Source organism: Vagococcus carniphilus, from assembly GCF_014397115.1.
Classification (GTDB): Bacteria; Bacillota; Bacilli; order Lactobacillales; family Vagococcaceae; genus Vagococcus; species Vagococcus carniphilus.
In genome coordinates, this window is sequence record NZ_CP060720.1 from 2,571,013 (window position 1) to 2,596,442 (window position 25,430).

At 31.1% G+C, this 25,430-nt stretch carries 24 protein-coding genes; 17 read left to right on the forward strand and 7 right to left on the reverse strand.

The window, feature by feature from the left end:
- The first annotated feature begins 4 nt into the window (after positions 1–4).
- The 4 genes from H9L18_RS12490 (at position 5) to H9L18_RS12505 (ending at position 2,903) form a co-directional block, all read left to right on the forward strand.
- Positions 5–709, forward strand: coding sequence for an ABC transporter ATP-binding protein (locus H9L18_RS12490; protein WP_126796594.1), 705 nt, complete (start codon positions 5–7; stop codon positions 707–709).
- A 114-nt stretch (positions 710–823) separates the two neighbouring features.
- Positions 824–1,933 (forward strand): alanine racemase, encoded by a 1,110-nt coding sequence (gene alr, locus H9L18_RS12495; RefSeq protein ID WP_126796596.1) that lies wholly within the window; start codon positions 824–826, stop codon positions 1,931–1,933.
- Positions 1,934–2,177: 244 nt separating this feature from the next.
- The gene (locus H9L18_RS12500) at positions 2,178–2,570 is read left to right on the forward strand and encodes a helix-turn-helix domain-containing protein (RefSeq protein WP_126796598.1); all 393 of its coding nucleotides are present in this window, start codon (positions 2,178–2,180) and stop codon (positions 2,568–2,570) included.
- A gap of 21 nt (positions 2,571–2,591) precedes the next feature.
- Positions 2,592–2,903 carry a hypothetical protein gene (locus H9L18_RS12505; RefSeq protein ID WP_126796600.1) on the forward strand — a complete coding sequence of 104 codons (312 nt, stop codon included), beginning with the start codon at positions 2,592–2,594 and terminating at the stop codon, positions 2,901–2,903.
- Positions 2,904–2,948: 45 nt separating this feature from the next.
- On the opposite strand, the gene H9L18_RS12510 is transcribed toward H9L18_RS12505, so the two are convergent.
- From H9L18_RS12510 to H9L18_RS12520, 3 genes are all read right to left on the reverse strand, one after another.
- Positions 2,949–3,464, reverse strand: coding sequence for a GNAT family N-acetyltransferase (locus tag H9L18_RS12510; RefSeq protein WP_126796602.1), 516 nt, complete (start codon positions 3,462–3,464; stop codon positions 2,949–2,951).
- Between the two features lie 92 nt (positions 3,465–3,556).
- On the reverse strand, positions 3,557–3,988 hold the full coding sequence (locus tag H9L18_RS12515) for a GNAT family N-acetyltransferase (RefSeq protein WP_126796604.1): 432 nt from the start codon (positions 3,986–3,988) through the stop codon (positions 3,557–3,559).
- Positions 3,989–4,160: 172 nt separating this feature from the next.
- Complete coding sequence (locus tag H9L18_RS12520) at positions 4,161–4,631, reverse strand: VOC family protein (protein ID WP_126796606.1); 471 nt, start codon at positions 4,629–4,631, stop codon at positions 4,161–4,163.
- A 77-nt stretch (positions 4,632–4,708) separates the two neighbouring features.
- Here H9L18_RS12520 and H9L18_RS12525 point away from each other — a divergent pair, with 77 nt between their 5' ends.
- Positions 4,709–5,665: a helix-turn-helix transcriptional regulator gene (locus H9L18_RS12525; RefSeq protein ID WP_185847543.1), complete on the forward strand. Its 957-nt coding sequence runs from the start codon at positions 4,709–4,711 to the stop codon at positions 5,663–5,665.
- A gap of 130 nt (positions 5,666–5,795) precedes the next feature.
- Positions 5,796–7,508, forward strand: coding sequence for an IS1182 family transposase (locus tag H9L18_RS12530; protein WP_187559346.1), 1,713 nt, complete (start codon positions 5,796–5,798; stop codon positions 7,506–7,508).
- Here H9L18_RS12530 and H9L18_RS12535 read toward each other — a convergent pair.
- Positions 7,451–8,290 (reverse strand): aminoglycoside phosphotransferase family protein, encoded by an 840-nt coding sequence (locus H9L18_RS12535; RefSeq protein ID WP_126792552.1) that lies wholly within the window; start codon positions 8,288–8,290, stop codon positions 7,451–7,453. The genes H9L18_RS12530 and H9L18_RS12535 overlap by 58 nt on opposite strands.
- A gap of 117 nt (positions 8,291–8,407) precedes the next feature.
- Between H9L18_RS12535 and H9L18_RS12540 the strand changes: the two genes are divergently transcribed.
- From H9L18_RS12540 to H9L18_RS12570, 7 genes are all read left to right on the forward strand, one after another.
- Positions 8,408–8,752 carry a DUF6176 family protein gene (locus H9L18_RS12540; RefSeq protein WP_126792554.1) on the forward strand — a complete coding sequence of 115 codons (345 nt, stop codon included), beginning with the start codon at positions 8,408–8,410 and terminating at the stop codon, positions 8,750–8,752.
- Positions 8,753–8,852: 100 nt separating this feature from the next.
- Complete coding sequence (locus H9L18_RS12545) at positions 8,853–9,845, forward strand: hypothetical protein (RefSeq protein ID WP_126792556.1); 993 nt, start codon at positions 8,853–8,855, stop codon at positions 9,843–9,845.
- A 131-nt stretch (positions 9,846–9,976) separates the two neighbouring features.
- A complete protein-coding gene (locus tag H9L18_RS12550) occupies positions 9,977–10,399 on the forward strand; it encodes a PTS sugar transporter subunit IIA (protein WP_126792558.1) in 423 nt (140 codons plus the stop codon).
- Between the two features lie 12 nt (positions 10,400–10,411).
- Positions 10,412–10,909 carry a PTS sugar transporter subunit IIB gene (locus tag H9L18_RS12555; RefSeq protein ID WP_126792560.1) on the forward strand — a complete coding sequence of 166 codons (498 nt, stop codon included), beginning with the start codon at positions 10,412–10,414 and terminating at the stop codon, positions 10,907–10,909.
- 17 nt (positions 10,910–10,926) lie between these two features.
- Positions 10,927–11,739: a PTS mannose/fructose/sorbose/N-acetylgalactosamine transporter subunit IIC gene (locus H9L18_RS12560; RefSeq protein ID WP_126792562.1), complete on the forward strand. Its 813-nt coding sequence runs from the start codon at positions 10,927–10,929 to the stop codon at positions 11,737–11,739.
- Positions 11,736–12,563 (forward strand): PTS system mannose/fructose/sorbose family transporter subunit IID, encoded by an 828-nt coding sequence (locus H9L18_RS12565; RefSeq protein ID WP_126792564.1) that lies wholly within the window; start codon positions 11,736–11,738, stop codon positions 12,561–12,563. Before H9L18_RS12560 ends, H9L18_RS12565 begins: the two co-directional genes overlap by 4 nt.
- Positions 12,564–12,741: 178 nt before the next feature.
- A complete protein-coding gene (locus tag H9L18_RS12570) occupies positions 12,742–15,270 on the forward strand; it encodes a sigma 54-interacting transcriptional regulator (protein WP_126792566.1) in 2,529 nt (842 codons plus the stop codon).
- 47 nt (positions 15,271–15,317) lie between these two features.
- Here H9L18_RS12570 and H9L18_RS12575 read toward each other — a convergent pair whose 3' ends face one another.
- Entirely contained in the window at positions 15,318–16,475 is a 1,158-nt protein-coding gene (locus H9L18_RS12575) for a DUF4767 domain-containing protein (protein WP_126792568.1), read from the reverse strand.
- Positions 16,476–16,503: 28 nt separating this feature from the next.
- Positions 16,504–17,790: a DUF4767 domain-containing protein gene (locus H9L18_RS12580; RefSeq protein WP_126792570.1), complete on the reverse strand. Its 1,287-nt coding sequence runs from the start codon at positions 17,788–17,790 to the stop codon at positions 16,504–16,506.
- A gap of 225 nt (positions 17,791–18,015) precedes the next feature.
- Between H9L18_RS12580 and H9L18_RS12585 the strand changes: the two genes are divergently transcribed.
- The 4 genes from H9L18_RS12585 to H9L18_RS12600 all read left to right on the forward strand — a co-directional run bounded on the left by H9L18_RS12585 (position 18,016) and on the right by H9L18_RS12600 (position 20,637).
- Positions 18,016–18,438, forward strand: a complete 423-nt coding sequence (locus tag H9L18_RS12585; protein WP_126792573.1) for a hypothetical protein — start codon at positions 18,016–18,018, stop codon at positions 18,436–18,438.
- Positions 18,439–18,558: 120 nt separating this feature from the next.
- Positions 18,559–18,738, forward strand: coding sequence for a hypothetical protein (locus tag H9L18_RS12590; protein WP_126792575.1), 180 nt, complete (start codon positions 18,559–18,561; stop codon positions 18,736–18,738).
- The gene (locus H9L18_RS12595; protein ID WP_187559347.1) at positions 18,739–19,350 is read left to right on the forward strand and encodes a hypothetical protein; all 612 of its coding nucleotides are present in this window, start codon (positions 18,739–18,741) and stop codon (positions 19,348–19,350) included.
- Positions 19,351–19,368: 18 nt separating this feature from the next.
- Positions 19,369–20,637, forward strand: coding sequence for a hypothetical protein (locus H9L18_RS12600; RefSeq protein ID WP_126792577.1), 1,269 nt, complete (start codon positions 19,369–19,371; stop codon positions 20,635–20,637).
- Positions 20,638–20,709: 72 nt separating this feature from the next.
- On the opposite strand, the gene H9L18_RS12605 is transcribed toward H9L18_RS12600, so the two are convergent.
- Positions 20,710–25,329, reverse strand: a complete 4,620-nt coding sequence (locus H9L18_RS12605; RefSeq protein WP_126792579.1) for an LPXTG cell wall anchor domain-containing protein — start codon at positions 25,327–25,329, stop codon at positions 20,710–20,712.
- Between the last annotated feature and the right edge of the window lie 101 nt (positions 25,330–25,430).

Genomic DNA, 25,430 nt, shown 5'->3' on the forward strand with positions numbered 1-25,430 from the left:
AAAAATGAATGCTATTGAATTTATAAATGTTAAAAAGACATTTCAAGATGGTGATCAGACAATTGAAGCCTTAAAAACAACTAATTTTTCAGTTAAACAAGGTGAGTTTGTGGCAGTTATTGGCCCTTCTGGTTCTGGAAAAAGTACTTTTTTAACGATTGCTGGTGGCTTACAAACCCCTAGTGAAGGTCAAGTATTAGTAAATGGCAAACCTCTTAGTAATAATAAAGAAAAAATAAGAGCCAACATCCGTTTTGAGGAGATTGGCTTTATCTTACAAAGTTCAAAATTGATTCCTTTCTTAACTGTGGAAAAGCAGCTTATTCTTGTTGATAAAATCAAAAAACAAACGCCACAAATGACTCATCTCTTTAAAGATCTTGGTATTGAACAATTAACACATAAGTACCCTGAAGATTTATCTGGTGGTGAGAAGCAACGTGTCGCCATAGCTCGTGCTTTATATAATAATCCTTCTATTATTTTAGCTGACGAACCCACCGCAAGTCTTGATACCAAAAGAGCTTACGAAGTTGTTCAAATTTTAGCTAGAGAAACAAAAGAGAAAGCAAAAGCTACTATCATGGTGACCCATGATTTAAGAATGATCGCTTCTTGTGATCGTGTTTTAAAAATTGAAGATGGCTTCTTATCTGAAATAAACGACCCAAACGAATTAGAACAATTAAAAGAAAAATTGAGTATTTAAAAATCAATCATCCCCTCTTTTTGAAAACGCTTAATTTGTTTAGGATAAACCTCCTTTTATCTATCAAACTTCGCTATACTTATAGTAATGATATGAGAGGAGTTGTTAAATTAAATGATTGTAGGTAATCACCGACCGAGTTGCTTAATTATTGACCGCAACGCTGTCAGACAAAATATCAAAAGAGAACAAGAAAAATTAGGAAAAGATGTAGTGATTTTTGCTGTACTAAAAGCCAATGCTTATGGAATGGGTACTTTAGAAATTGCTAAAGTTGCTAAAGAAAGTGGCGTTAAAGGATTTTGTGTGGCTATTCTAGATGAAGCTATTGCTTTAAGAGAAGCAGGTTTTAAAGAACCTATTCTTGTTATGGGGGTAACAGATATTAATGATGTTATCCTAGCAAGTCAACTAAATATTTCTTTGACTATGCCTTCTGTTGCTTGGCTAGAAGAAGTATCCTCAAAAAAATTAGAAAAACCACTTAACGTTCACGTTAAATTAGATACTGGCATGGGACGGATTGGCTTAATTGAAGAAGATGATATTCAGAAAACTTTAGCGATTTTTGATAAAAACTCTCAATTAAACTTAGAAGGTTTATTTATGCATTTTGCTAAAGCTGATTCTGAAGACTTAGCTCACTTTAATTTACAAAAGGAACGATTCACTCGAATGAAACGTTTCTTCTCTGACACTATCAAATATGTTCACACATCAAATTCTGCTGCTGTTATTTTTAGAGATGCTTGGGGCTCAAATATGGTTCGTTTTGGTTTTAGTATGTATGGAATGAACCCTACAGGTAAAGACTTAAAAATGCCCTATCCTGTTGCTGATGCGCTGTCAATTGAAACTGCTCTGACTCATGTTAAACAATTAAAAAAGGGAGAATCTATTAGTTACGGAGCTACTTACTACACGAAGTCTGATGAATGGATTGGTACCCTTCCTTTTGGTTATGGAGATGGTTTTCCTCGTACGCTTCAAGGTTTTGAAGTCATTGTTGAAGGAGAAAAAACTCCGATTGTCGGCCGCATGTGTATGGATCAATGCATGATTAGACTACCGAAAGAATATCCTATCGGAACAAAAGTAACGATTGTTGGGAAAAATGGTGACCAGATTAATACACTACAAGATATGGCTGATCACGCAAACACAATTTGCGCAGAGCTTCTTTGTCGGTTCACAGATAGGATGCCCCGTTATTACATTAATTAGAACAATCTATATAAAAATCACGATAAACAACATTTGCGTTTATCGTGATTTTTTTATGATTAAAAGATTTATATTTCTATACTTCATCTAAAAATATATAATAGACTTATATAACTTAATTAGATAAACAACCTTTAATTTCTTAATGTAAAATGAGTTTATAGTTACTTAATTTCACTATTTATAAAGACTTTTGACTGATAGCTTAAGATAAATCATATAAACTTTAATAAAGGAGGACACTATGGAGGTATCGGAAAAATTACAAAATAAGCGAAAAGAGATGAATCTCACTCAGGAGGAAATAGCTGAAAAAATCCATGTTTCAAGACAAACTATTTCTAACTGGGAAACAGGTAGAACTTTACCTGATATCAAAAGTTTGATACTAATAAGTGAAATTTATAACATTTCTTTAGATACATTATTGAAGGAGGATAACGAGATGGTGAATCATTTACAAAATCTCTCAGATAATAACAAATTTTTAAAACTATTTTGTGCATTACTTTTAATTAATATCGTATTGATAATAACAATAGCACTAATAAAAAACACCCTATTAACACCTATTCTACTTACGTTGATAGCCTTTAACACGGTTTGTATTTTCTTTCTAATTATTAAAAAAATCTAGTTAATTAAGGAGGTCTTCATCATGAAAGCTAGTCTCTTATTTTTACTTGTAGCAATAATTTCTTTTACAGCTATTTGTCTTGCTTACTATATGTACCAATTAGTTCTAATCGATGCCAAAAGCAGAAACATCCCTAAGCCAAAATTTTGGGCCTTTCTTGCCTCTTCTTCTCAAAATGGAGCAGGTATTACTATGTATCTCTTTAAGCGAAAAAACACATTAATTTTTTTGAATACTGACGATCAAGAAAAAATAATTAAAATCAAAAGAAAAATATATGCTTTGTTAATATTTGATTTAACTATTTTTATTCTTGCTATTTTTATTCTATAAGAATCTTTTCTAACTAGAGATTGCGTCAACACTTGTCGCAATCTCTCACTTTTTCAACACATAACTTGGATGATTCAATCCTGTCGGTTCATAATAATAATCTGCTTCATATTGAAAGCCTAGCTTCTCCAACATCTTTCGTGAGGACACATTTTCTGGATTATGTCCTGCTCGTAATATACTTACTTGTTTCTCTTCAAAAGCATAGTCAATGATTGCTATAGCTGCTTCAAATCCTAGTCCTTTTCCCCAGTACTCTTTTTTCAAATGAAATCCTATTTCAAAAACTGAATCTTCACCTACACAAGGACGCAGTCCACAGCATCCTACTAACTCACCACTACTAATTTCAAAAATCGGAAAATACTGAACATGAAACGCTTCATAATTAGCTACTTCTAAATCTAATCTATCCTCAATTTCTCGCCTATCGAAGTAACCTTTAGCGCTAATATGCTTAGTGACTTCTGGATCTCCCCATAATGGAATGGCTAACTCGATGTCTTCTTTCTTCCAAATCGAAAAACCAAGTCTTTCAGTTGTTAAAAAATAATCACGCATTTGAGTCACTCCTTATTTTTTATTAATAAAATTATAGCATGCTATGATCCAAAAAAGCCTTCTCTATTTTTCAAGAGAAAGCTTTATAATTACTATTTTTTTACTAAGTGGGTAATTGGATACGGTTTGCCAAATCCGTCTATCTCATCCTCTGAGGAAACCTCAAACCCGTGTTTTAAATAAAAATTTTTAGCATTTTCATTCTGAGAATTTACGTCAATTTGATTGATTCCTTTATTTTCCATCAGCCAATGTAAGATGCGACTTCCATATCTTTTTCCAATAAAATCAGGATCAAGAAATAACATCACTAATTCAGTATCACTAATACCACTAAAACCAATTAGATTCCCTTCATCGTACCATAGTAATAAATCCACAGAATCTAAATGTTGTGGAATGACTTCTTTATAGAAATCAAAATCCTCTTTTGATAAAAAATGATGTGTTTCTTTTGCTGATTTTTCCCATATATTAAGAATCGCCTCATAGTTATTTTCAGTTGCTTCTTGTTTAATTAACATGTTAATTTCTCCTTTATTTGTTTTTTATCCTCTCCTTTCCATCTATTCATTAATGATTTTCTGAGTATATCCCCATGCATAATAATAATTCACTCTTCTACCTCTTCACTGTCCATTTCTATGTGGCCTATCTTAAAGAGTTACTGTTAGAAAGTCAAGAATGAAGGTATTTTTATTGGTTTCCTTTTTTGCTTGGATCTGCTTCACGTTCATTAGTTAATTGAATAATGACACCATAAGGATCTTTAACAATTGCATAAAAATCAGCAAACTCGTTTGTTGTTGGTTCTTGTAGAATTACTGTGTCCTTATAAGCAACTATATCCTCATAAAGTGTTTGAGCTTCTCCAATATTTTTGGTTAAGACGCTAAACGACATTGTAGTTCCTTCTACAAAAGTCATCGATGGATAAACAGGATTATCTGCAATTTGAAGTTGAAGATTTCCAATCATTAAGATTGAGTGGGAAATAAATGCTTCCTCTTCTTTTGGTATCTCTATCGTTGGATTCATTCTCTCCTTAAACTCTTTATTAGTAATTTTGAAAAGCAGGTCTCCATTAAATAAAGTTTGATAAAATTCAATAGCCTCATTTGCTTTTCCATTAAGTGTTAAAAATATGGCAATTTCTGTTTTTTTCATATTGTTTTTCTCCCTTCATTTGATATATTTAATGTATCATTTAAAGGTTTCAAAAGATGACACCATTGGAGGAGTTTATGAAAAAATCAGAACGAATTAATCAAGAATTGTTCTACTTGAACGATAAAACAGAGTTTAACTTGAAAGATTTAATGCATGCCTTTAACATTTCAAAAAGCACTGCTCTAAGAGATATTGCTGAGCTGGAAAGTTTAGGTGTTCCTATCTATGCAACAAATGGTCGTTATGGAAGTTATCATATTATTCAAGAAAGTCTTTTGCCCCCTGTCTATTTTAATGAAAAAGAAATATTCGCTATTTTCTTTTCGCTACAATTGCTCAAGTCAACCAGTAATTCTCCCTTTGGACACACTTATCAGCAAATAAACAATAAATTACTTAATACCTTTTCAAAAGAAAAACAAAAACTAATCACTCAAACAATGGATGTGGTTCAATATAACAGCCTGCTTCATACTGAATATATTGATCATTTAGATACTCTTTTTGAAAATATTCTAAAACAACAAGTCATAACGTTTAACTATTCCAGAGGAGAAACACGTGAACGAACCATTCTACCTGTTAAGTTAGTTACTCGAAATGGCTACTGGTACTGTCTTGGTTTTGACATTCATAAACAAGCTTACCGTACCTTCCGTTGTGACTTCATTAGTCAGATAAAGATTAATGATAATCACCAAATTAACTTATCTCAAGAAGAAATCAATGAAGGTTTACTTCAACAGCAAAATGACTATCGATTCCTAGATTTCAAAGTAGAAGTAACTAAAGATGCTAGAACCTTTTATCAACAAAATAATTATCCTAATATTTCATTTGAACAAAATGATGAATCATACTTTTTGACTGGTTTTATTAATCCAAATGAAATTTCCTTTTTAGCTAACTATCTATTAGGATTCGGTACAGATATAATCTCTATTTCGCCAAATGAACTTCATGATGCATACAAAATCTTAATTGAGAAACTACAACATAAACTGATTAAAATGAATGAAAAAAGAGGCTGACCCAAAAGTCTCTTAAATAAAATAAAAGGAACAGAATCTTTTTACGATTTTGTTCCTTTTTTTGACGAAAAAAATAGCACTATCCTTTATAATTAAAGCGTCTAAACCAAATCAAAAGGGAGTGCTATTTATGTATAAAAATTATAACATGAAACAAGTTACATTATCACTAGATTTAGAAATTTATTTAGAAAAAAATGACATCGCTTTCGCGATTAATGAATTAGTAGAGAGTATTCCAAGTCACGTTTTTTCTGTTTTTGATCATCAAATGGGAACCTCATCTTACGACCCAAGAATGATGTTGAAACTTATTTTATGTGGCTACACACAGTCAAATTTTTCTGGTAGAAAAATTGAAGCGATGACTAAAGATAGTATTCGTACTAGATGGTTGACTCAATCACAATTTCCTAACTTCAGAACCATTAATCGTTTTCGAGTGAATCCTTTGGTTCAGCCGATTCTTCAAGAGTGTTTTATTCAATTTAGAAATCAATTAGTTTCGCAGAAATTGATTGAAGAAGATGCTATTTTTATTGATGGGACCAAATTAGAAGCTAATGCCAATAAATATAGTTTTGTTTGGAGAAAGAGTACGACCAGATTTGACGATTCTCTAACAGAAAAATCAAAAATATATTATAAACAATTAGTCAAAGAAAAAATCATTCCGTCGATTCATAATGAAGATGAGGAATGGGATGATAAACAGTTGAATCTCATTGCCGATTCTATTGAAACTAAAGTATCTGAGTTGACTGAACAAATAGATGATACAGAAGACGTTACACTTAGAAAAGAACTCCGTCGTCAAAGAAAGGAACCTAAAAAAGCCTTAAAGGCTTTTCGAGAATTCAGTGATAGGAAGAAAAAATATAAGCAACAATATCAGATTTTTAAAGAGAGAAATAGTTTTTCAAAAATAGATATGGACGCTACTTTTATGAGAATGAAGGAAGATCATATGATGAATGGTCAACTGAAACCGGCATACAATATCCAAATCGCAACCAACAATCAATATGTTCTAGCTTATGATACTTTTTCAAATCCAACAGATTTTAAAACGATGATTCCCTTTTTGACCACTATCAAAGAATCTTATTTTGAGTTACCTAATTATATTGTAGCTGACGCCGGTTATGGAAGTGAAGAAAACTATCAAGCCATCTTGGATGATTTTGAGAGAACACCATTAATCACCTACACTATGTATCAAAAAGAACAGACCAAAAAATATAAACAAAACCCATTCATTACTAATAATTGGAAATACAATGAATTAACAGATAGCTATACTTGTCCTAACAATAGAGAACTGCATTTTAGAAATTACTCTACTCGCAATGATAAACAGGGATTTACAAAACAGTTAAAAATGTATGAATGTGAAACATGTATAGATTGCCCTGTCAGATCTTTGTGTACCCGAGCAAAAAGTAATAAAAGTAGAGTCATTCAAAAAAATGGTAACTGGGAATATTTTAAAGCTCACGCAAGAGAGCTTTTGAGCGATGATGTAACAGGAGCGATTTACCGTCGAAGAAAAATTGACGTAGAACCAGCCTTTGGAAACCTAAAGGCTAATTTGTCGTTCAATCGATTCTCGGTTAGAGGTCAAGATAAAGTAACACAGGAGTTAGGATTTGCCTTTATGGCTCTAAATTTGAGAAAATTAAGTAAATTTAGGAAGGATATAGACAGAAAAATAAGAAAAAACAAGAATTCCAAAATGATAAACCTCATTTTAGAATTCTTGTTTTGTTTTAAGAGACTTTTGGGTCAGGCTCTTTCATCTATAATTGTTTTAATAACCTCTTTAGATTCTTGTTTGTCATAAGTAATCAAGGCTTTCCATAAAGCCCATCCTCTAGCTCTATTAATAGTATCCTGATCTAGATCTTGTAAGAAAACTTTTCGACTACTCTTATCAAAAAAAGTCCACGCCATTGCATAATCACAAGATGGATCCCCGATTCCCATGATACCAAAATCAATTACACCAGATAATTTATTTTCTTTCACCAATAAATTACCTGGAGTAATGTCACCATGAATCCAAACTGGCTCTTCTTGCCATTTCGATTCAATTGACTCACTCCAAATTTTCTCAATTAATTTGACTGGTAATTCATCAGATAAATTTTCTAATACCTTTTCCACCTCTTCGTTATAAACAACAGGACTCGAACCTCGGTAAAAATTATGTTCACCTGAAACAGGAGCTCCCTCGGGATTAATACGTTGAAGTTGTCTTAAAAATTTAGCTAAATCATTTGCCAATACATCCAGATTAGAAATATTAGCAGGATCAGCCGTTTCACCTTCAATGTAGCTATTAATAGACCAAAAATAAGGATAGTCTTTATTAGGTTTTCCAAGTGCTTTTGGGCATGTGATTGGTAAATCTAAATTTTCAGCTAAAAAAGGTAACCATTTAGCTTCTTTTTCTACTTGAGCTACGTATCTTTTATCACTTGGAAGACGTAACGTCATCGTTTCTCCTAAATGAAAAGTTTTATTATCATTACCGTTTTTTAAAACAGGGGAAATTGGCAAATCTTTCCATTCAGGAAATTGTTCTTTTACTAATTGCTTAGCAACTTCTATAGGTATATTCACGGATGTTTCTCTCCTAACATTTTAGTTTTCAACCAATTATCTCATTAAACGGACTAGAGATTCAATTAAGAATGTTATAATATTAGCAACTAGTTTTCATTAAGGAGAGGATTCAAAATGAACGTTGAACTGACAAGATTTAAAGTAAAAGAAGGTAAATCAAAAATTGTGGATGAATGGCTTTTATTTCTAAACGAAAATATGAAAGAAACGTTGATTACTCTTGAAAAAGAAAAAATGTATGTAGAAACTATTTTTCGAGAAGTTCTTAATGGTGATGAGTATCTTTATTGGTACTCCGTTCAAGAAGAAAATGGCCAAGAGGTAGAAGAATCTGAGCACTGGATTGACAAAAAACACTTAGAATATTGGGAAGAATGTATTGATAAAAACTTTAAACCCATTGATTTAAGTACCGAAGTTGTAATGATTCCTGAAAAAGTAAAGAAAAGTATGATTTAGTTTTTTGATTTAACCTAATTTCTTCTTTCCTATTAGAAGCTTTAAAAATAGCTACACTTTGATATAATTAAGTAAAAACGTATGATATGGAGTATTAAAAGTGAATAAAGAAGATAAAAATCAAACTAGAAGTTTAAAAAATGATAGAAGTAATAAAGATTTATTACGAACTGAAATTAATAATGCCACAGATCCTAACGTAAGACTTGAACTAACTAAAATGTTATTAGAAATTGAGAACGAAGAGAAAAAAAGAAAAGTTAGAAGATGGGCTTTTGTCGGTGCCCTAATTTTAGGAATTATTCTTTTACTTTTATATCTAGGTACCCAAGAAACAAAAGAAAAACAGCCTAATAGCTCAATAGAAGCTAAAACAAGTATGAGTACAGAAGAAAGCACTGTATCAACCACGACTGATTCAAGCATTTCAGAAACAAATTTAACAGAAGAACAATTGAAAAAATGGGTAATGTCTATTTTAGATTTGCTTCCTCCACCATCAACGAGATACGTTCTAGACGTTTATACAGAAAATGATTTAGTCTATATTAGAGTTGGGGTCGATCAATCAGATAATCTAAGTATTTTTAGAGTAAACCATAGAGGTGAATTAGAAGCCAGTGTTGCTATTACTGGTGTTTTAGGAAAAGAAAATTGGACCTTAATGTCAGATAAATATTTGGATACAACTATTGCTTCAGAATTTCTTAAAGAACGAGATAAGAAAATAACTAGTAATAATTCTAATATTAATAAAGCTAGAGAGATACTAATTGGAAAGAAATATACAATCGTCCCGGAACTATATGACGGTCAAGATGCTACTCAAGCAATGGACGACAACAAAGCACCACAAAACTTGATTCATGATGGTGCTCAAGATATTGAGTTCCTTAATGATACTGAAGTCCATATTGGATTACTCGGTAACTACAGACCTGACTTTGATGATACTTATTCGCTAACAAAAGATACCTTAATCATTCGAGACAATCATATTCCTTACACTATTAATGATCAGGGAATTTCATTTAGTTCATGGACTAGCGACATGGACGGTCATACTATTACTTGGCAAATACGTGAAAGATAAAATAAGTGTTTAACAGATTTCATATCTGTTTAAACACTTATTTTTTTATCACAAAGCTTATTTTATCAACTTTTAAAAGGTTTTAAAAGTTGGCATGATACTTGCTTATATATAAATGAGGTGAGGAATAAATGAATAGAAATTATTTAATTGCAACACACGGTGAATTAGCAAAAGGATTTCAAAGTTCACTTGATATTCTTGCAGGAAAAGGGAATGATTTCACTGTCATTAATGCCTATATGACAGACGAAGACTACACACCTGTTGTAGTAGATTTCATTCAACAAGTAAGTCCTGATGAACAAGGTATTGTTTTTACTGATTTATTTGGCGGTAGTGTTAATCAAAAAGTCGTTACAGAAGTTTTAACTGCTGAGTGTGACAATATTTTTATTTTGTCGAATGTTAATTTAGCTATTATTTTATCAATTTTATTTTTACCAGAGGAAACTCCTCTAACGCAAGAAATTATTCAAAATGCTATTAACGAGAGTCAAGTAACATTAGTACAGACAACACAAGATAACACTGATGAAGAAGATATTTTTTAGGAGGAAAAAGAAATGATTACACAAGTTAGAGTAGATGACCGATTAATTCACGGACAAGTGGCCGTGGTTTGGACAAAAGAGTTAAACGCACCATTATTAGTCGTAGCAAATGATGAGGCTGCTAAAAATAATGTTATGCAAATGACATTAAAAATGGCTGTCCCTAATGGAATGAAGTTACTAATTCGTTCTGTGGAAGATTCAATTGAATTGTTTAATGACCCTAGAGGAAAAGATAAACGTATTTTTGTCATCGTTAATAGTGTTTCTGATGCTAATAAAATAGCCCAAAATGTGCAAGATATTGAAGCTGTTAATGTGGCTAATGCTGGGCGTTTTGATAAATCAGATCCTGCTAGCAAAAAAATGGTTTTCCCAAGTGTTCAATTAAATCCAGAGGAAATTTCAGCAGCAAAAGAGTTGGCCGCTCTTGATCATGTAAAAAGTTACAATCAAGTACTGCCAACAAACCCACAATTAGATTTAAAAGATACAATTAGTAAATTTTAAAAGGAGGAAAAAAAGTAATGGTAATGGAAGCAACCATGGCGGCATTAGCCGTATTTATCTGTTTTGCAGGTAACTATTTAACAGGTCAAAGTATGATGGAGAGACCTTTAGTTGTTGGTCTAGTAACAGGTCTCTTATTAGGTGATATGAAAACAGGGGTTCTAATGGGAGCCGCTCTAGAAGCTGTTTTCTTAGGTAACGTTAATATTGGTGGCGTAATTGCTGCTGAACCCGTAACAGCAACTGCACTAGCAACAACTTTTGCTATCATTTCTAATCTAGAACAAAATGCAGCTATGACACTAGCAGTTCCAATCGGAATGTTAGCAGCATTTGTTGTTATGTTCTTAAAAAATGTTTTTATGAATATTTTTGCACCAATGCTTGATAAAGCAGCTAGAGAAAATAATCAAAAAATGATTGTTGCTCTTCACTACGGAACGTGGGTAATTTACTATCTCATCATTGCGTCTATCACATTTATAGGAATTTTAGCTGGTAGTGGACCAGTTAATACATTCGTTGAAAACATTCCTGAACGTTTAATGAACGGACTAAGTGCTGCAGGTGGCCTACTTCCAGCAGTTGGTTTTGCTATGTTAATGAAATTGTTATGGGATAAAAAATTATCAGTCTTTTATATTTTAGGTTTTGTTTTAACCGCTTATTTAAACTTACCAGCCGTTGCAGTCGCTGTTTTAGGAGTTGTTATTTGTATTGTTAGTGCACAACGCGACATACAAATCCAAGAAATTCCAACAAGTGGTGCTAAAGTAGCAAGTGGTGGTGCTTCAACAAAAGAAGATGAAGAGGAGGACTTTTTCGCATGAAATTCCAAGAAAATTTAGATAAAGAAGAAAAGAAAATGATGCGTTCTGTCTTTTGGCGTTCATGGACAATGAATGCTAGTCGTACAGGGGCAACTCAATATCACGCTGTAGGTGTTATTTATACATTACTACCAGTCATTAATCGTTTTTACAAAACTGATGAAGAACAAGCTGATGCCATTGTTCGACATACAACTTGGTTCAATGCGACCATGCATATTAATAACTTTATCATGGGGCTTGTTGCCTCAATGGAAAAACAAAATAGCGAAGACGATACATTTGATGCTAGTTCAATAACGGCCGTAAAAGCTTCTCTTATGGGACCTATTTCAGGTATTGGTGACTCATTCTTTTGGGGGATTTTAAGAGTTATCGCAGCTAGTATTGGGATTTCACTTGCTTCAACCGGTTCTCCTTTAGGAGCGGTTGTCTTCCTACTTCTTTATAATGTTCCTGCATTTTTAATTCACTACTATGCACTTTATAGTGGCTATTCAGTTGGGGCTAATTTTATTCAACGAATGTACGAATCTGGTGGCATGAGAATTTTGACAAAGGCTTCTAGCATGTTAGGGTTAATGATGATGGGAAGTATGACAGCATCAAATGTTAAATTCAAAACAATTTTAGAAGTTAGTGTTAAAGGTAGCGAAGAAGCCATTAAAATCCAAGAATATTTAGATCAATTATTTGTAGGAATTGTTCCATTGGTAGTTACTCTACTTGCCTTCTGGTTACTTCGTAAAAAAGTAAACGTTAACGTTGTGATGTTTGGTATTATGTTCTTAGGTATTATCTTAGGCTTGCTAGGTATTTGTTAAAACCTTTTAGTATTTTAAAACATCTATGCATTTTTAGGTTATACTTAAAACACGTTTGATTAAAAGACAAAAGCAATACAAACTCTTTTTAAAACTAGTTTGTGTTGCTTTTTTGAAAAAATAATTTTGGTTTTTTTTACTAAAAATAGTTTGGATAAGCAATACTAGGGGGATTATCATGAAAAGGGAAACCCATGATTTAATAATAAAAATTTTAGAAAACGAAAAGAACGGATTAACAACATTAGAAATTGCTGATGCATTAGCTTTAAGCCGTTCTGCTACGAGTTTATATTTAAATAAATTATTAGAAAAAAAAGAAGTGACTCAAAAAGGAACGCGCCCTGTCTACTGGCAGACTTCAACAAGTAGTCATTTAACAAATCAAGAAGACGTGTTTCAACAGTATATAGGATTTGATGGAAGTGCTCATGAAGCTATTGAAAAATGTAAAGCTGCGATTCTTTACCCACCTGTTGGTCTACCGTTACTATTATGTGGACCAAGTGGTGTAGGTAAAAGTTTTTTAGCTAAGCTAATTTTTGACTACTTAAAAGAGCAAAAAAAAGAAGAAGCAAAAACATTTATCATTTTTAACTGTGCAGATTATGCTAATAATCCTGAACTGTTGTCTTCCATTTTATTCGGACATACTAAAGGAGCTTTTACAGGTGCTGAAAGCGAAAAAAAAGGATTGCTTAAACAGGCTGATGGTGGTGTTTTATTTTTAGACGAAGTTCATCGCTTATCAAAAGAAAATCAAGAGAAACTCTTTCAATTTATGGATAGCGGACAATTTAGACCTATGGGAGAAGAAAGTAAAATAGTATCATCTCAAGTTCGCTTACTTTTTGCTACAACAGAAAATCCTAAGGAAGTCTTACTTCCAACGTTTTACAGACGGCTCTCAGTTGTTGTTAATTTACCAGCATTACATGATCGCCCAATCCTTGAAAGAATTTCCTTAGTCAATCACCTATTTGTTCGAGAGGCAATTCGTTTGAAACGAGATTTAAAAATAGATAATCAAATTTTTAAACAATTACTAGATCAACAAATTCCAGGCAACGTTGGTAGCTTAATCAATGAAATCCAAATGTATTGTGCGGACGCTTTGAGAAAAAACTCGGACCATGATATGTTAGAAATTAGCGAAGATGATGCAACCCTTTTTACAACTGTTTCTTATACTCAAAATATAACAGAAAGTAAAATCGACTACTTAGGTCAATTAAATGAAACTTTCACTACATTAATCAATTCTAATTCATCTATTTTAGAACTAAAAGAAGAACTTTTTCAGTTTGATTCTCATTTTTTAGAGGGTAATTTTCATGTTTCTAGTGATTTTTTAGGAAATCAATTAATAAAACAAATTGAAGATAATAACAAACAAATCATTGATAACAAAGCAATAACACAAGCTCCTATTAAATGTACTCTTCGCTTATTACAAGTAAATAAAAACACTCTATCCATAAAAACTCTCGAAGAGTTAAAAAGAAAAGTCTCAAAAGAATACCCAAGGACTGCTCTATTTTCTCATTATGTAACAAATAACTTATCTCCAGAAATAAAATTGTTTGTTGAAGTTATTCTGAGTGTATTACTGGTCGAAAAAATATCTGAAGAAATAAGGTATCATGCTTTACTAGTTGCTCATGGAAATACAACAGCATCAAGTATTCAAGCTGTTGCTAATAAATTATGTGGTGAGTATGTTTTTGATGCAATCAATATGCCTTTAACTTCTTCTATTCGAGATGTCGTAGCTCAAGTTAAATTATGGCTTTCAGAACGAGATACTTCAGAAGGTGTGATTATGTTGGTAGATATGGGATCGTTAACACACCTTTACAAGAGTTTAAAACCACAAATATTAGGTGAATTACTCGTTATTAATAACCTGACTACATCTTATGCTCTAGAAATTGGGCAACAGCTAGTCAATGGACAAATGTTTTATGATGTTGCCAAAAATGCAGAAAAAACATTTAAAACAAATATTCAATATTTTGAAGGGTTTTCTGTTGAAAAAAATATTATTATTGCGAGTATCTCAGGCTACGATATTTCTAAAAAATTAAAAGAAATTTGTGAAAAGAATGTAAATCCTGATATCAAATTGATTGTTTTAAACTTTAATGAATTACGAAATATTCTAGACCGAGCAAGTACTGACCAAAATTATTTAAAAGAAACTTCCCTGATTTTAACCACATCCTATTTAGATAATAAAACCGATGTACCAAGTATTAACTTACTCGATGTTCTAGACGAAGATGCAGAAAAACAATTGAATACTTCATTTAAAAATTTAATTCATCCAAACAATATTCCAAATATTTTAAATGAGTTCATACACTTCTTCTCTAAGGAAGGTTTGTCTGAAAAACTAGAATTTCTAAATCCTGATGTCATTATTAAACAAGTTGAAACAATCACTGAAAAATGTGAGAAACGATTTAATCTTCAATTAAGTGCTAAAATGAAATTCAATTTAACCATGCACCTAGCTCTCATGGTTGAAAGAATGATGCTAGGTGACACTGATTATCCAGTTCCTGAAAATCTACTAGATTTAAAACTCAATCAAAAATTCTTTTACCAAAATATGAAAGATATTGTCTATACATTAGAGCAGTTCTATCGTATCCAAATATCTGACTGGGAACTTTTCGTTTTATTTGAAATATTAAATGCTTAAATAAAAAAAACAGTTACTTTTAAATAAGTAGCTGTTTTTTATAACTATTATGGATAGATTTGATCAAAGCCATGCATTCCGACTCTTTGAAATAATTTCTCATCCGTGTAGACCTTAAACTGTTTTCCACCACCAGTTATAGATCCATCATCATCATCTGTTGAGACGACTATCATATAATAGCTTCCATTGTCATCTTCGCTTATTTCTTGATGATTTTCATTAACACTTATTACCTCAATATTAGATTCGTTTTTATCTTCTAATCCATATGTCCATGAAGCTTTGTGATTTAAAACAAAATCCTTAGCTTCAGGAAAACTTGATATACCACTTGATTGAGTACTTGTTTCCTTTTTAACCACTTCTTTTCCCTCAACAATACTTTGAAAACTATCATTTAAATCCACATTTTGAGATTCTTTAAAATGTAAATAACTTTCCTCATTACCTTGATTTTGCTGAGTTACCATAACTTTAGGATGACCCTCTTCAATGATAAAGAAATAAACATGCTTTTCCATATTAGGCTGCGTTTCAGCATCTGAATAAACCGCTACTAACTGATACTGACTTTTTCCTTTTCCTGTTTTAGACCATTCCAGTTGAACTGGTTGATTATTAACAGCCATTTTCCATTTATCTTTTAAGACTTCGCTTGGTAATTTTATACCATATAAATCAACGTCTTTCGATTGACTATATTCTTTATAGTCTTGTCCCATTGTTTGACTAAAATCACTCATAAACCTTTTTAAATTATCAGCTTTTGAAGAATTCCACAAATCATTACTTTCTTCTTTTTCTCCGGATTCTTTTTTTGAATCATCTTTCTTAGGTTCATCTTTTTGAGTTTCTAAATCATTCTTCTCTTTCTTAGCATACTCGATTAATTTCTCAGAGCCTTTTTTTACTTCGATAACTTCATCAAGTTTACTTATAGCCCCATCTATTTCCTTTTTTTCTTTTAATGTAAGAGCTTCTGAATATAATTTAATTTGTTTTTGATATTTTTTTGCTTCCTCTTCATTAGGTCTACTCTCTAAAGCCATTTCTACAAATCCATCTGCTTGTTCAAATTTTCTTTCAATAATCGCTTCTTTAGCTTTTTGCATAGATTGATCATAAGTATCATTTTTACCACATGATGCTAGAGACAAAGTCAAAAAAATTATCGAAAATATTTTCATTCCTATTTTTTTCATTTTCTTCTCCTCTCAAAAAATTTTCCTTTTAAATATCATTCTCTATTATAGTAGCCATTTTACTTGCCATTTCATCGGATACATTAGAAATATCAACTACTTTTTTATTAGCAATAACCTCTTGAGCCATTTGTTTTCCTAACTCTGGGTCATCCCAATCCTTATCTTGGTAATGACTTGGTACTGGATACATCGTTACTGTTCCATCACCATTATTATGATAAGTAAACAATCCTGCAGCTAATGGGTTCCCTGAAATCACTGTCACATCTTCTGGTAGATAAACTCCCGTAGTCCAGATTTCCATGGAAGATTTTTTCATTAGACTACAAGTAGTATCAGGTGAGTTAGCGATAGCATCATTAGGATTACCACCATGTGACTCGATTTGCTTCACTAAAACTTTTGCAGCAAGTAATTTATTATCTTTATACTCTTTCGTGCTACTTTTCTCCGGCATTTTAGCAGCTTGTCCACCATTTACGATTTGAGTAAATCCATTTTTGATATCTGCATTTTGGGTTTCATTAAAGTACAGATAATTTTTATCATTACCTTGATTTTGTTGCGTTACAAAGACTTTAGGTGTTCCATTTTCAAATACGAAAAAGTAAACATGTTTCTTTAAATATGGTTGCGTATCAGCATCTGAGTAGACAGCTACTAATTGATAAGGTTTATTTCCTTCACCTGTTTCAGACCATTCTAGTTGAACTTCTTGTTCATTAACAGCCATTTTCCACTCACCATTTAAAACTACATTCGGTAACTTAATTCCATACAAATCAACATTTTGAGACGGATTATACTCTTTATAGTCTTGATCCATAGCTTGACTAAATCCAACCATGAACTCTCTTAATTTATCTGCTTTTGATGTGTTCCATAATGTATCACGAGTCTCTTTATCTTTTTTTGGCTTTTTATCTTTTTGGTTTTCTTTTTTAGAATTATCTTTTTCTTCTGCTAATTTTTCTTTTTCTTTTTTGGCATATTCAACTAGTTGAATGGATCCCTCTTTTACTTTAATGACTTCATCTAGTTTAATAACAGCATTTTTGGTTTCTTTTTTCTTTTTAAATGCCATTGCTTTGTTGTAAGACTGAATTTGTTTTTGATAATTTTTAGCCTCTTCTTCTTTAGGCCTACTCTCTAATGCTAAATCAACAAAACTCTCTGCTTCTTCAAACTTCTCTTCATTAATTGCCTCTTTTGCCTTTTGCATGGATTGATCATAGGTGTCATTTTTACCACATGATACCAATAAAAAAGATAGTAATCCGATTGATATGATTTTTACGAACGATTTTTTCATCTTTCTCCCCCTAAACTAAATATCGATATCTTTATTGTATCTTAAAATAAAAATTTTTGGTTATAAACTTATACTTTTTATATTTGTAACTATGAGAAAAACTAAAACTTTTCCCCGTCAGCCTTTAGACTGATTTTCACTTCTCCTTATTGACACACGATACTATGTCACATATAGTATGACGTGTAAAGAGGCATTAACCTAACTCAAGGAGGAAAAGAAAAAATGGAAAACACAAAGAGCTTTAGGGCTTCAAAATTCAAAAAAGAAAAAGGTATCTATAAAAAATTTAATTCTTTAACTGATAATAAGTGGTTCATCCTCATTTTAATAATGATTAGCGCTCCACTTTGGATTCCCATTCTACTAGCAAGTTTTATTGTCGTTGTTGCTTTTTACATTGTTGTTTGGTGTTTGAATTTATTATTCTCTGGTCTTTGTATAGCTAGTCTCATTTTAGGTGTGACCGGTTTAATCGGTATTCCTTTTAATAGTGAGGTTTACTATTTAATTTCTCAATCAGGCATTTCTTTCTTATCACTTGGATTAGGTCTCTTATTCTCGATATTAGCAGTTGAAATCATTAAAGTAGCTGCTAAACTTAGCTCTCTAACTACAAAACACGTAATAAATTTTATAAAATATTAAACGAAAGCAGGAATTCAATTATGAATACAACTATTAAACAGAAAAGAATTATTGTAGGAACTATAGGTGTGATTGGTGTAAGCTCCATCATTTTACTAGCACGAAAAGTAGGTAAAAAAAATGGCAAATAATCATATGAAAAAAATTAACATAAAAATAGCTTTTAGCATTATTCTGTTAGGTTCTTTTTTATCGATTATTGGTTTCAGTTTATCTGGGTTTGATATTACTAAATATCAAACAAACGACGATCACTGGTATCAACTTATTTCAATTCCAAAACATATTGGTTCTAAATAAATGAATGAAAATACAAATAAGCAGGATATCTTTAGTTATCCTGCTTACAATCACTTAAAAACTGAATTATATTATTGGAAAAAAATTCTTAGTTTTATACTTATATCAATTGGTTTATTGAGTTTTATTCTAAACTTTATTACTTGGCATATATATTCGACTCTTTGGTCAATACCCATCTCTTTAGGAGCAGTTTACATATATAGAGTACTTATCTGGATTTTATTTGATCAATCTTACAAAAGAATAGGTAAATTTTTATGGATTAACTTTTCTTATCTTGTTGCCTTAATTACTATAAGTAGTTTCCTCTTTAAATCATTTAATTTAGTCATGAACATTCTGTTTCCTATTATGATTGTTTCAATGATTATTTTTATCTCCTTTTTATCAGTTGGTGATAAAACAACTATTTATAAAGATTTTTGGTATCTTATTTTTACTTTTTTAGGTAATTCATGCTACTTTTTTATTTTCTTTTACCTGACTTTTAAAATAACTGTTCCAACAATTATTTTTAGTTTAACTTTTATCTTAATTACAGTTTTAGCTATATTTCTAATTAAGTTGAAAACCATACAAGTCTATTTATCTAGCAGTTTCTATAAATAAATTTTTTAAGGAGTATCTATGTATTTTAATAACGTTGAAAAAAAGAGAACCAGTCAAAAATGGCTAAAGTTAGATACAGCAGCTCAATTATTCCCTGCTACTTCAAGCCCAACTAATAGCTCAGTTTTCAGACTATCAGTTGTCTTAAATCAACCTGTTGACGAAATAATTTTACAAAATGCCGCTCAAAACGCTTTAAAAGCAATCCCGTCTTTAAATCTCCGCTTAAGAAAAGGGTTCTTTAAAAGATATTTTGAGTACTCTCCCCTTCCCATTCAAGTGGAAAAAGAGAAGGATACTCCTTGTCAGTATATGAATGATAATCAATTGACAACACATTTGATGAGAGTTTTATACTATGGTAATCGAATTTCTATTGAAGTTCACCACACACTTGGTGATGGACTAAGCCTGACTAATTTTTTAAAGACTCTCCTAGCCCGTTATTTTGATACTGATTATTCTAATAAAAATAACACTTATTTCGTTCAGGATATTGAAGATTCCTACATGAAATATGCAACTAGTGACCATCAATACAAAGGATACTCTAACCAATTTAATCACGATACCTATCATTTAACTGGTAAACGTTACCCTTTCAACCAAACAAGTGTCATACATGGGCATATTAATTTAGCATCACTAAAACAAATAAGTAAAAAATATCAGGTTACTGTCAACACTGTTGTAATTGCTGTTTTAATTTTAGCTACTCAAAAACAAGAAAGACACAAACAAAATAAAAAAATCAAAATAGCAATTCCTGTTAATCTGAGAACATTCTTTCCATCTACCACGACAAGAAATTTTTTTGGTATTACTACCGTTATTATAGGCCATTCTGACGTGCAAAGTTTTTCTGATTTACTCATAGCAGTTGATACGCAATTAAAAGAACAACTACAAAAACATTCTCTTTTAGATCGAATTAATGATAATGATGCTCTTCAAAAAAACTATTTTGCTAAGAATACACCTCTTATTTTAAAAGAAAAAATATTGAAACTAGGTTTTAGATACTTTAGTGAATCAAATAAAACTATCACCGTCTCAAATTTGGGAATAATGAAGCTTCCACAAGAACTTGAAAATAAAGTGAGTCATTTTGAAGCCATACCTTATCCGACTATTAAAGCTCCTGTCAGTTGCGGTATTATTTCATCTAAAGAACACCTAGTTATTTCTTTTATTAAAAATATCGAAGGACCGTCATTTATTGATGATTTTTTCTCAATTGCAACTTCTTTAGGAATGGACATCTTTATTCATGGAAATAATATTTAAATAAAAACTGCCTGTTTCAAGTTGCTACTAAACAGGCAGTTCTATTATTCTTTACACATTAATTTTAATAGCTTATTTCTTTCTTCTAAAAATCCAGGCACTTGATATCATTGCTAATGTCCCTGATAAAATCTCTACAACAAATGATTTTTCCCCAGTTTGTGGTAATTTATTAGCAGTTGAAGTTTTTACATAATGTAAATTATTAACTTGAGGATTCTTACTTATTGTAGGATTTGAATTTCTTTTTTCCTTTCCAATCTCTTTTGGTTTTTCCTGTATTTCAGGTTTACTTTTTTCTTCCGGATCTTCAGATATTTCAGGTTCGTTAGGCTCACCAGGTTTTTCTGGCTCTTCTGATTCTCCTGGAACTTCCGGTTTTTTTGGTGTCTCAGGACTTTCTTTTTGTTTAGGTTTTTCTGGTTCTGGTACTCTCTCAATATCTGTCAATTCTTCTGGTTTAACAGGTTTCGTAATACCTTCTATACCACCAATTTCTATTGGATAAATGATATTTTCCGGTACTTTTATATCATCTTGATTTTTATCAATTTCTTTTGGATCTATAAGTTGTTTAGGCAACTGAATTTCAACGGGTTGATTAGGCAGTTCATTTGGTGAAATTACTTGTTCACCACGATCGATTTCACCTGGTTTTTGAGGACTGACTGGTTCTACTAATTCATCCAATTCCCATTCGTTTTCAGCGATATCTCTAGAGTAAACAACATCTGAAACTTCTTCTGGTTTGACTATTTCTTGTTTCTCTTGATCTATCTTCTCTGCTAATTCAGGTACGATAATCTCTTCTGGAGCAATTAATCTGTCACTATAAGAAGGTTCAACCGGCTTATCTGAAAGAGAAACCGGCGCAACATCAATAGTAATTTCTTGTACTAGTTGCGGTTCAACAATTTCTGGAGGTAAAATTGGTAATTCGGGTAAAATAACTTCTTTTCCAATTGGTTGTTGTACTTCCAGTTTAATTCCATTTAAACCTTCTATATTTTGATAAACCACATCTGGAATCTCTAAATCATCTTCATCAAAATAAGCATCCATATCAGAAATTGAAACATTAAAAAAGGTTTTACTTTTAAACATGTATTCTTGATAAATAATATCATTGAAATTAGCTGGTGCTCTCCCAGGTAGACTATTAGTCTCCATGGCACGTTTATGTTTTTCTAAAAATTTTTCCATTTCAATTCCACTTGCAGCTTCTTTTACATTATGATAAACCTCCATATTATTTACTGTATTCTTTCTAATTTGAACATCAAAAGAATTGTTTCCTCCAGTATCTGGCATAATATTATCTGTTAAATACTCATTTAAATCTCTATAGGTGTTTTCAATAGCTCTATAACCATTCTCTAAGTCAAGATATTCCATTGGAAAAGTTTCATCAATCTCTTTCAGTCGATCTAATTGTCGATTAAATACATCAACCTGACTTCTAAGTTCTTCTAAATTATTTTCAAGGGATGACGTATCTTGAGTTAATCGAAAGAATTCTCTTTCAACATCAACTTCGTGTTCCTCAAATTGTTTAATAATATTATTTACTTCTTCTTGAGGTATTGTATAAAATGGTTTCTTTCTATAATTATTATACAAGGTTTCTGGTCGTGTGCTTACTTCGTTCAATGCGTTTACAGTCTCTAAAGATTCTCTATGAGTGATATCAACTTTAGTCACCATGAGCTGATTCAGCTCTTCTGCCTTTTCGCTTAATTCCTGATGGATCTCCATAATGACTTTATTATTATCATATACTTTTAACGCTTGAGTATACCAACTTGAGATTTCTTCAAAATAAATCCTCAAGCTATCTTTAGAGTATGAACTTGATAAAGCTTCTTTCGGCGAATTTTCAGCTTGGCTATTTGATTCGTTAAATTTATCTAAGGCTAGTTGATAGGTATCAATAGCACTTTCAATTTTTTCTTTCGCTGCTAAAGATTCAGTGTATAATTCTGTCCACTCTTTGACAAACTGATCTTTTTTAAGTGTCATATCTTTGGGTTCTTTGCTTTCTTCCACAGGGAATTCTTTCGTTAATTTTGCTAATTGATTAATTGTTTCTAACTGACTTGAAATCTCTTGAGTTACTTCTCCGTAAGCTTCTAAAATTTTCTCTAATTCTTCTTCTACTCTTTTTTTCTCTTTTTTAGCTACTTCATAATCAGTTAATGCCTGATTATGTTCAGTGAGTACTTCCAGATAAGCTTCTTTTGTTTCCTCATACATTTTCTTAATATCTTTGTATTCTAATCTCAATTTAGATAATTCTTCTGAAATAGTTTCTACATCTTGATTAATAGCTTCACTTGATATTTTTAAATCGTTATATTTTTTTAAAGTATCATCATAAGCTACTTTTATTTTGTCATAATCTTGCTTCATTTTTTCATATCGGCTGTTGGCTTCATTATACTCGGACAGTAAATTTTTATAATCATCAACTTGATTATTATAAACCGTTTCCATATTCTTATATTCTAAAAAAAGTTCATCGCATTTAATTTGAATCGTTTCATTTTTACCATTAATGGTTTCTAACTTTTTACGCACACTATTATATTCATTAAGTGTGTTATGATAATTTTTTGTCACTACATCAAATTCAGATGAAACTTGTTCTTTTTCTTGCTTCAGATTTAGAGAATCAGTTTTCAATACTACAATCTGTTCTTCTAGTAAGGTTTTCTTTTCCTTTAAGTTCTTCTGACTAGCCATAGCAGACTGATATTTTTCTGTTGTTTCATCATAAGTACTTTTTACTTTTTCATACTCACGCATCATCTCTTGACGTTCGCTAGTTGTTAAATCATAGTTGAGCTCTAACTGATCATATACTTTTTTGAGTTTATCGTACTTTTGTTGCAACTCTTTTCTTTCATTACTTATTTGCTCATAGTTTTCTTTAAGAGGTTGATAGTCTGAATTTAAAGAGTTAAACTCTGCCATTAATACTTCTCTTTCTTTCTTTAAACCATCTACTTCTTCTTTTGTTTCTTGATATAGCTTATCAACTGTTTCATATGATTCTTCAGTTGTTGTGATAACAAGTTGACTCTCTTTAACAATAACTAATAATTGTTGATGATTTTCTTCCATCAATTTTGCTTCTTCTGCTAATTCAGAAAATTGGATGCTAGCCTCCACATATTGTTTTTTAGCTTGGTTGTATTTTTCAATTAAAGGTTGATACGTATCGTTGAAATAAATAAACTCTTGATTAATTTTATTCAACTCTTTTTGCGCATTATCTTGTTTAACCTTTTCCTGATTATATAAAATAGTTACTTGGTCGTATGCTGCCTTAACCTCGTTATACTTAATCAATATTTCTTCATAAGCAGGTTGATCCGTTTTTTGGTACGTTTCAAGTTGCTTTTCATATTCAGAAAGTTGATTTAGGTAATTATTTTTATCTACCTCATATTTTCCTAATGTTTGGTTTATATTTAACAAATTCTGATTATATTCTGTCAAACTATTCTGATAAGCAACTTTCTTCTCTTCATAAGGTTTCTTTTCTAGCTCATAATTATTTACTAGCACCTGATAACTAGCTACTTTTTCTTCATAAGTAGCTAGCCTAGATTCATAAGACTCTTTTTTTCCATTGTAGTCATTGATTTTTTCTTGAGCTGAGTTAACAATTACTTGTGTTTCTTCTAATGTTGTTTGATAAATATTTCTTTCTTTTTGATACTGCTCTAATTTTGCATTGTATTCTAATATTTGAGGGTCATATTTTGAAATTTTTTCTTCATAAATTTTAGCTTTTACCTGGTAATCATTTAACAAAGGTGATTGTGTACTCAGAAGTGATTCATAGGTTGCTAAATCAGCCTGATAAGTTGAAAGAATTTCTTGATATGTCGTTAACTGTTCTTGATACTGAGCAGCTTGTTCTGTCTGTTCTTTTAGTTTCAATTCATAGGCTGATAAATTTTGTCCATATTTAGTTAAATCTTCTTTGTATTTATTACTAATTTCAAATTCATATAAGGTAATTTCGTTTTTTAATGTTTCTGATTCTGACTCAAAACTAATTATCTCTTGATTAAAATCAGTTAATTTAGTATTATAACCTTCCATAATTTCATTATAATTTTCTTTTGCTATATTATAGTTATCTAAAAGAACGTTGTAATCTGTAATAGCTTCTTTATAACTTTTAGAATCAACTTCGTAACCAGATATCATTTTTTTGTATTCAAATAACATTGACTCATAATTAAATAACGTATTTTTATAATTATTTATTTTTTGTTCGTAATTTTTTAGTTTGGGTAATATCATAATCGATGCTTCATCAAAACTATTTTTACTCTCTTTGTTATATTTGTTCAATTCTTCTTGGTAAAGAGATAATTCCGATTCATAAGTCTCTTTCATTTTTTTATAATCTTTTTTGCTTTTTTCAAGATTAACTTTTTTTAATTCTAACTCTTTTATTTTATCCTCATAATCACTTTTTTTCTGATTATACTCAGATAATTTATCCATATAAATACTACTATCTAGCTGGTTTTTCCGACTATTTTGATGAACAAATGAATCAGTACGCGCTTTATTATACTTGAGAGGTTCTGTAAAAGCACTTACGGATGAGGTTCCCATGTTTACTAGCGTCATTGTTACGATACTACCTGTCAACCAATTACTTTTCTTCATAAACTATTCTCCTTATATTATAAATAAACGTTTATTTTATGAAATAATAACAAAATATTATCTATTTACATAATACATTCATACTAACATAGATAGCGTTT

Excerpts from the sequence above, each read along its gene's own strand:
- H9L18_RS12530 (WP_187559346.1), top strand. The coding sequence starts at position 5,796 with ATGTATAAAAATTATAACATGAAACAAGTTACATTATCACTAGATTTA.
- H9L18_RS12605 (WP_126792579.1), bottom strand. The coding sequence starts at position 25,329 with ATGAAGAAAAGTAATTGGTTGACAGGTAGTATCGTAACAATGACGCTA.
- H9L18_RS12600 (WP_126792577.1), top strand. The coding sequence starts at position 19,369 with ATGTATTTTAATAACGTTGAAAAAAAGAGAACCAGTCAAAAATGGCTA.
- alr (WP_126796596.1), top strand. The coding sequence starts at position 824 with ATGATTGTAGGTAATCACCGACCGAGTTGCTTAATTATTGACCGCAAC.
- H9L18_RS12560 (WP_126792562.1), top strand. The coding sequence starts at position 10,927 with ATGGTAATGGAAGCAACCATGGCGGCATTAGCCGTATTTATCTGTTTT.
- H9L18_RS12515 (WP_126796604.1), bottom strand. The coding sequence starts at position 3,988 with ATGTTAATTAAACAAGAAGCAACTGAAAATAACTATGAGGCGATTCTT.
- H9L18_RS12540 (WP_126792554.1), top strand. The coding sequence starts at position 8,408 with ATGAACGTTGAACTGACAAGATTTAAAGTAAAAGAAGGTAAATCAAAA.
- H9L18_RS12570 (WP_126792566.1), top strand. The coding sequence starts at position 12,742 with ATGAAAAGGGAAACCCATGATTTAATAATAAAAATTTTAGAAAACGAA.
- H9L18_RS12580 (WP_126792570.1), bottom strand. The coding sequence starts at position 17,790 with ATGAAAAAATCGTTCGTAAAAATCATATCAATCGGATTACTATCTTTT.
- H9L18_RS12595 (WP_187559347.1), top strand. The coding sequence starts at position 18,739 with ATGAATGAAAATACAAATAAGCAGGATATCTTTAGTTATCCTGCTTAC.
- H9L18_RS12500 (WP_126796598.1), top strand. The coding sequence starts at position 2,178 with ATGGAGGTATCGGAAAAATTACAAAATAAGCGAAAAGAGATGAATCTC.
- H9L18_RS12550 (WP_126792558.1), top strand. The coding sequence starts at position 9,977 with ATGAATAGAAATTATTTAATTGCAACACACGGTGAATTAGCAAAAGGA.
- H9L18_RS12555 (WP_126792560.1), top strand. The coding sequence starts at position 10,412 with ATGATTACACAAGTTAGAGTAGATGACCGATTAATTCACGGACAAGTG.
- H9L18_RS12510 (WP_126796602.1), bottom strand. The coding sequence starts at position 3,464 with ATGCGTGATTATTTTTTAACAACTGAAAGACTTGGTTTTTCGATTTGG.
- H9L18_RS12590 (WP_126792575.1), top strand. The coding sequence starts at position 18,559 with ATGGCAAATAATCATATGAAAAAAATTAACATAAAAATAGCTTTTAGC.
- H9L18_RS12585 (WP_126792573.1), top strand. The coding sequence starts at position 18,016 with ATGGAAAACACAAAGAGCTTTAGGGCTTCAAAATTCAAAAAAGAAAAA.
- H9L18_RS12525 (WP_185847543.1), top strand. The coding sequence starts at position 4,709 with ATGAAAAAATCAGAACGAATTAATCAAGAATTGTTCTACTTGAACGAT.
- H9L18_RS12520 (WP_126796606.1), bottom strand. The coding sequence starts at position 4,631 with ATGAAAAAAACAGAAATTGCCATATTTTTAACACTTAATGGAAAAGCA.
- H9L18_RS12565 (WP_126792564.1), top strand. The coding sequence starts at position 11,736 with ATGAAATTCCAAGAAAATTTAGATAAAGAAGAAAAGAAAATGATGCGT.
- H9L18_RS12505 (WP_126796600.1), top strand. The coding sequence starts at position 2,592 with ATGAAAGCTAGTCTCTTATTTTTACTTGTAGCAATAATTTCTTTTACA.
- H9L18_RS12575 (WP_126792568.1), bottom strand. The coding sequence starts at position 16,475 with ATGAAAAAAATAGGAATGAAAATATTTTCGATAATTTTTTTGACTTTG.
- H9L18_RS12490 (WP_126796594.1), top strand. The coding sequence starts at position 5 with ATGAATGCTATTGAATTTATAAATGTTAAAAAGACATTTCAAGATGGT.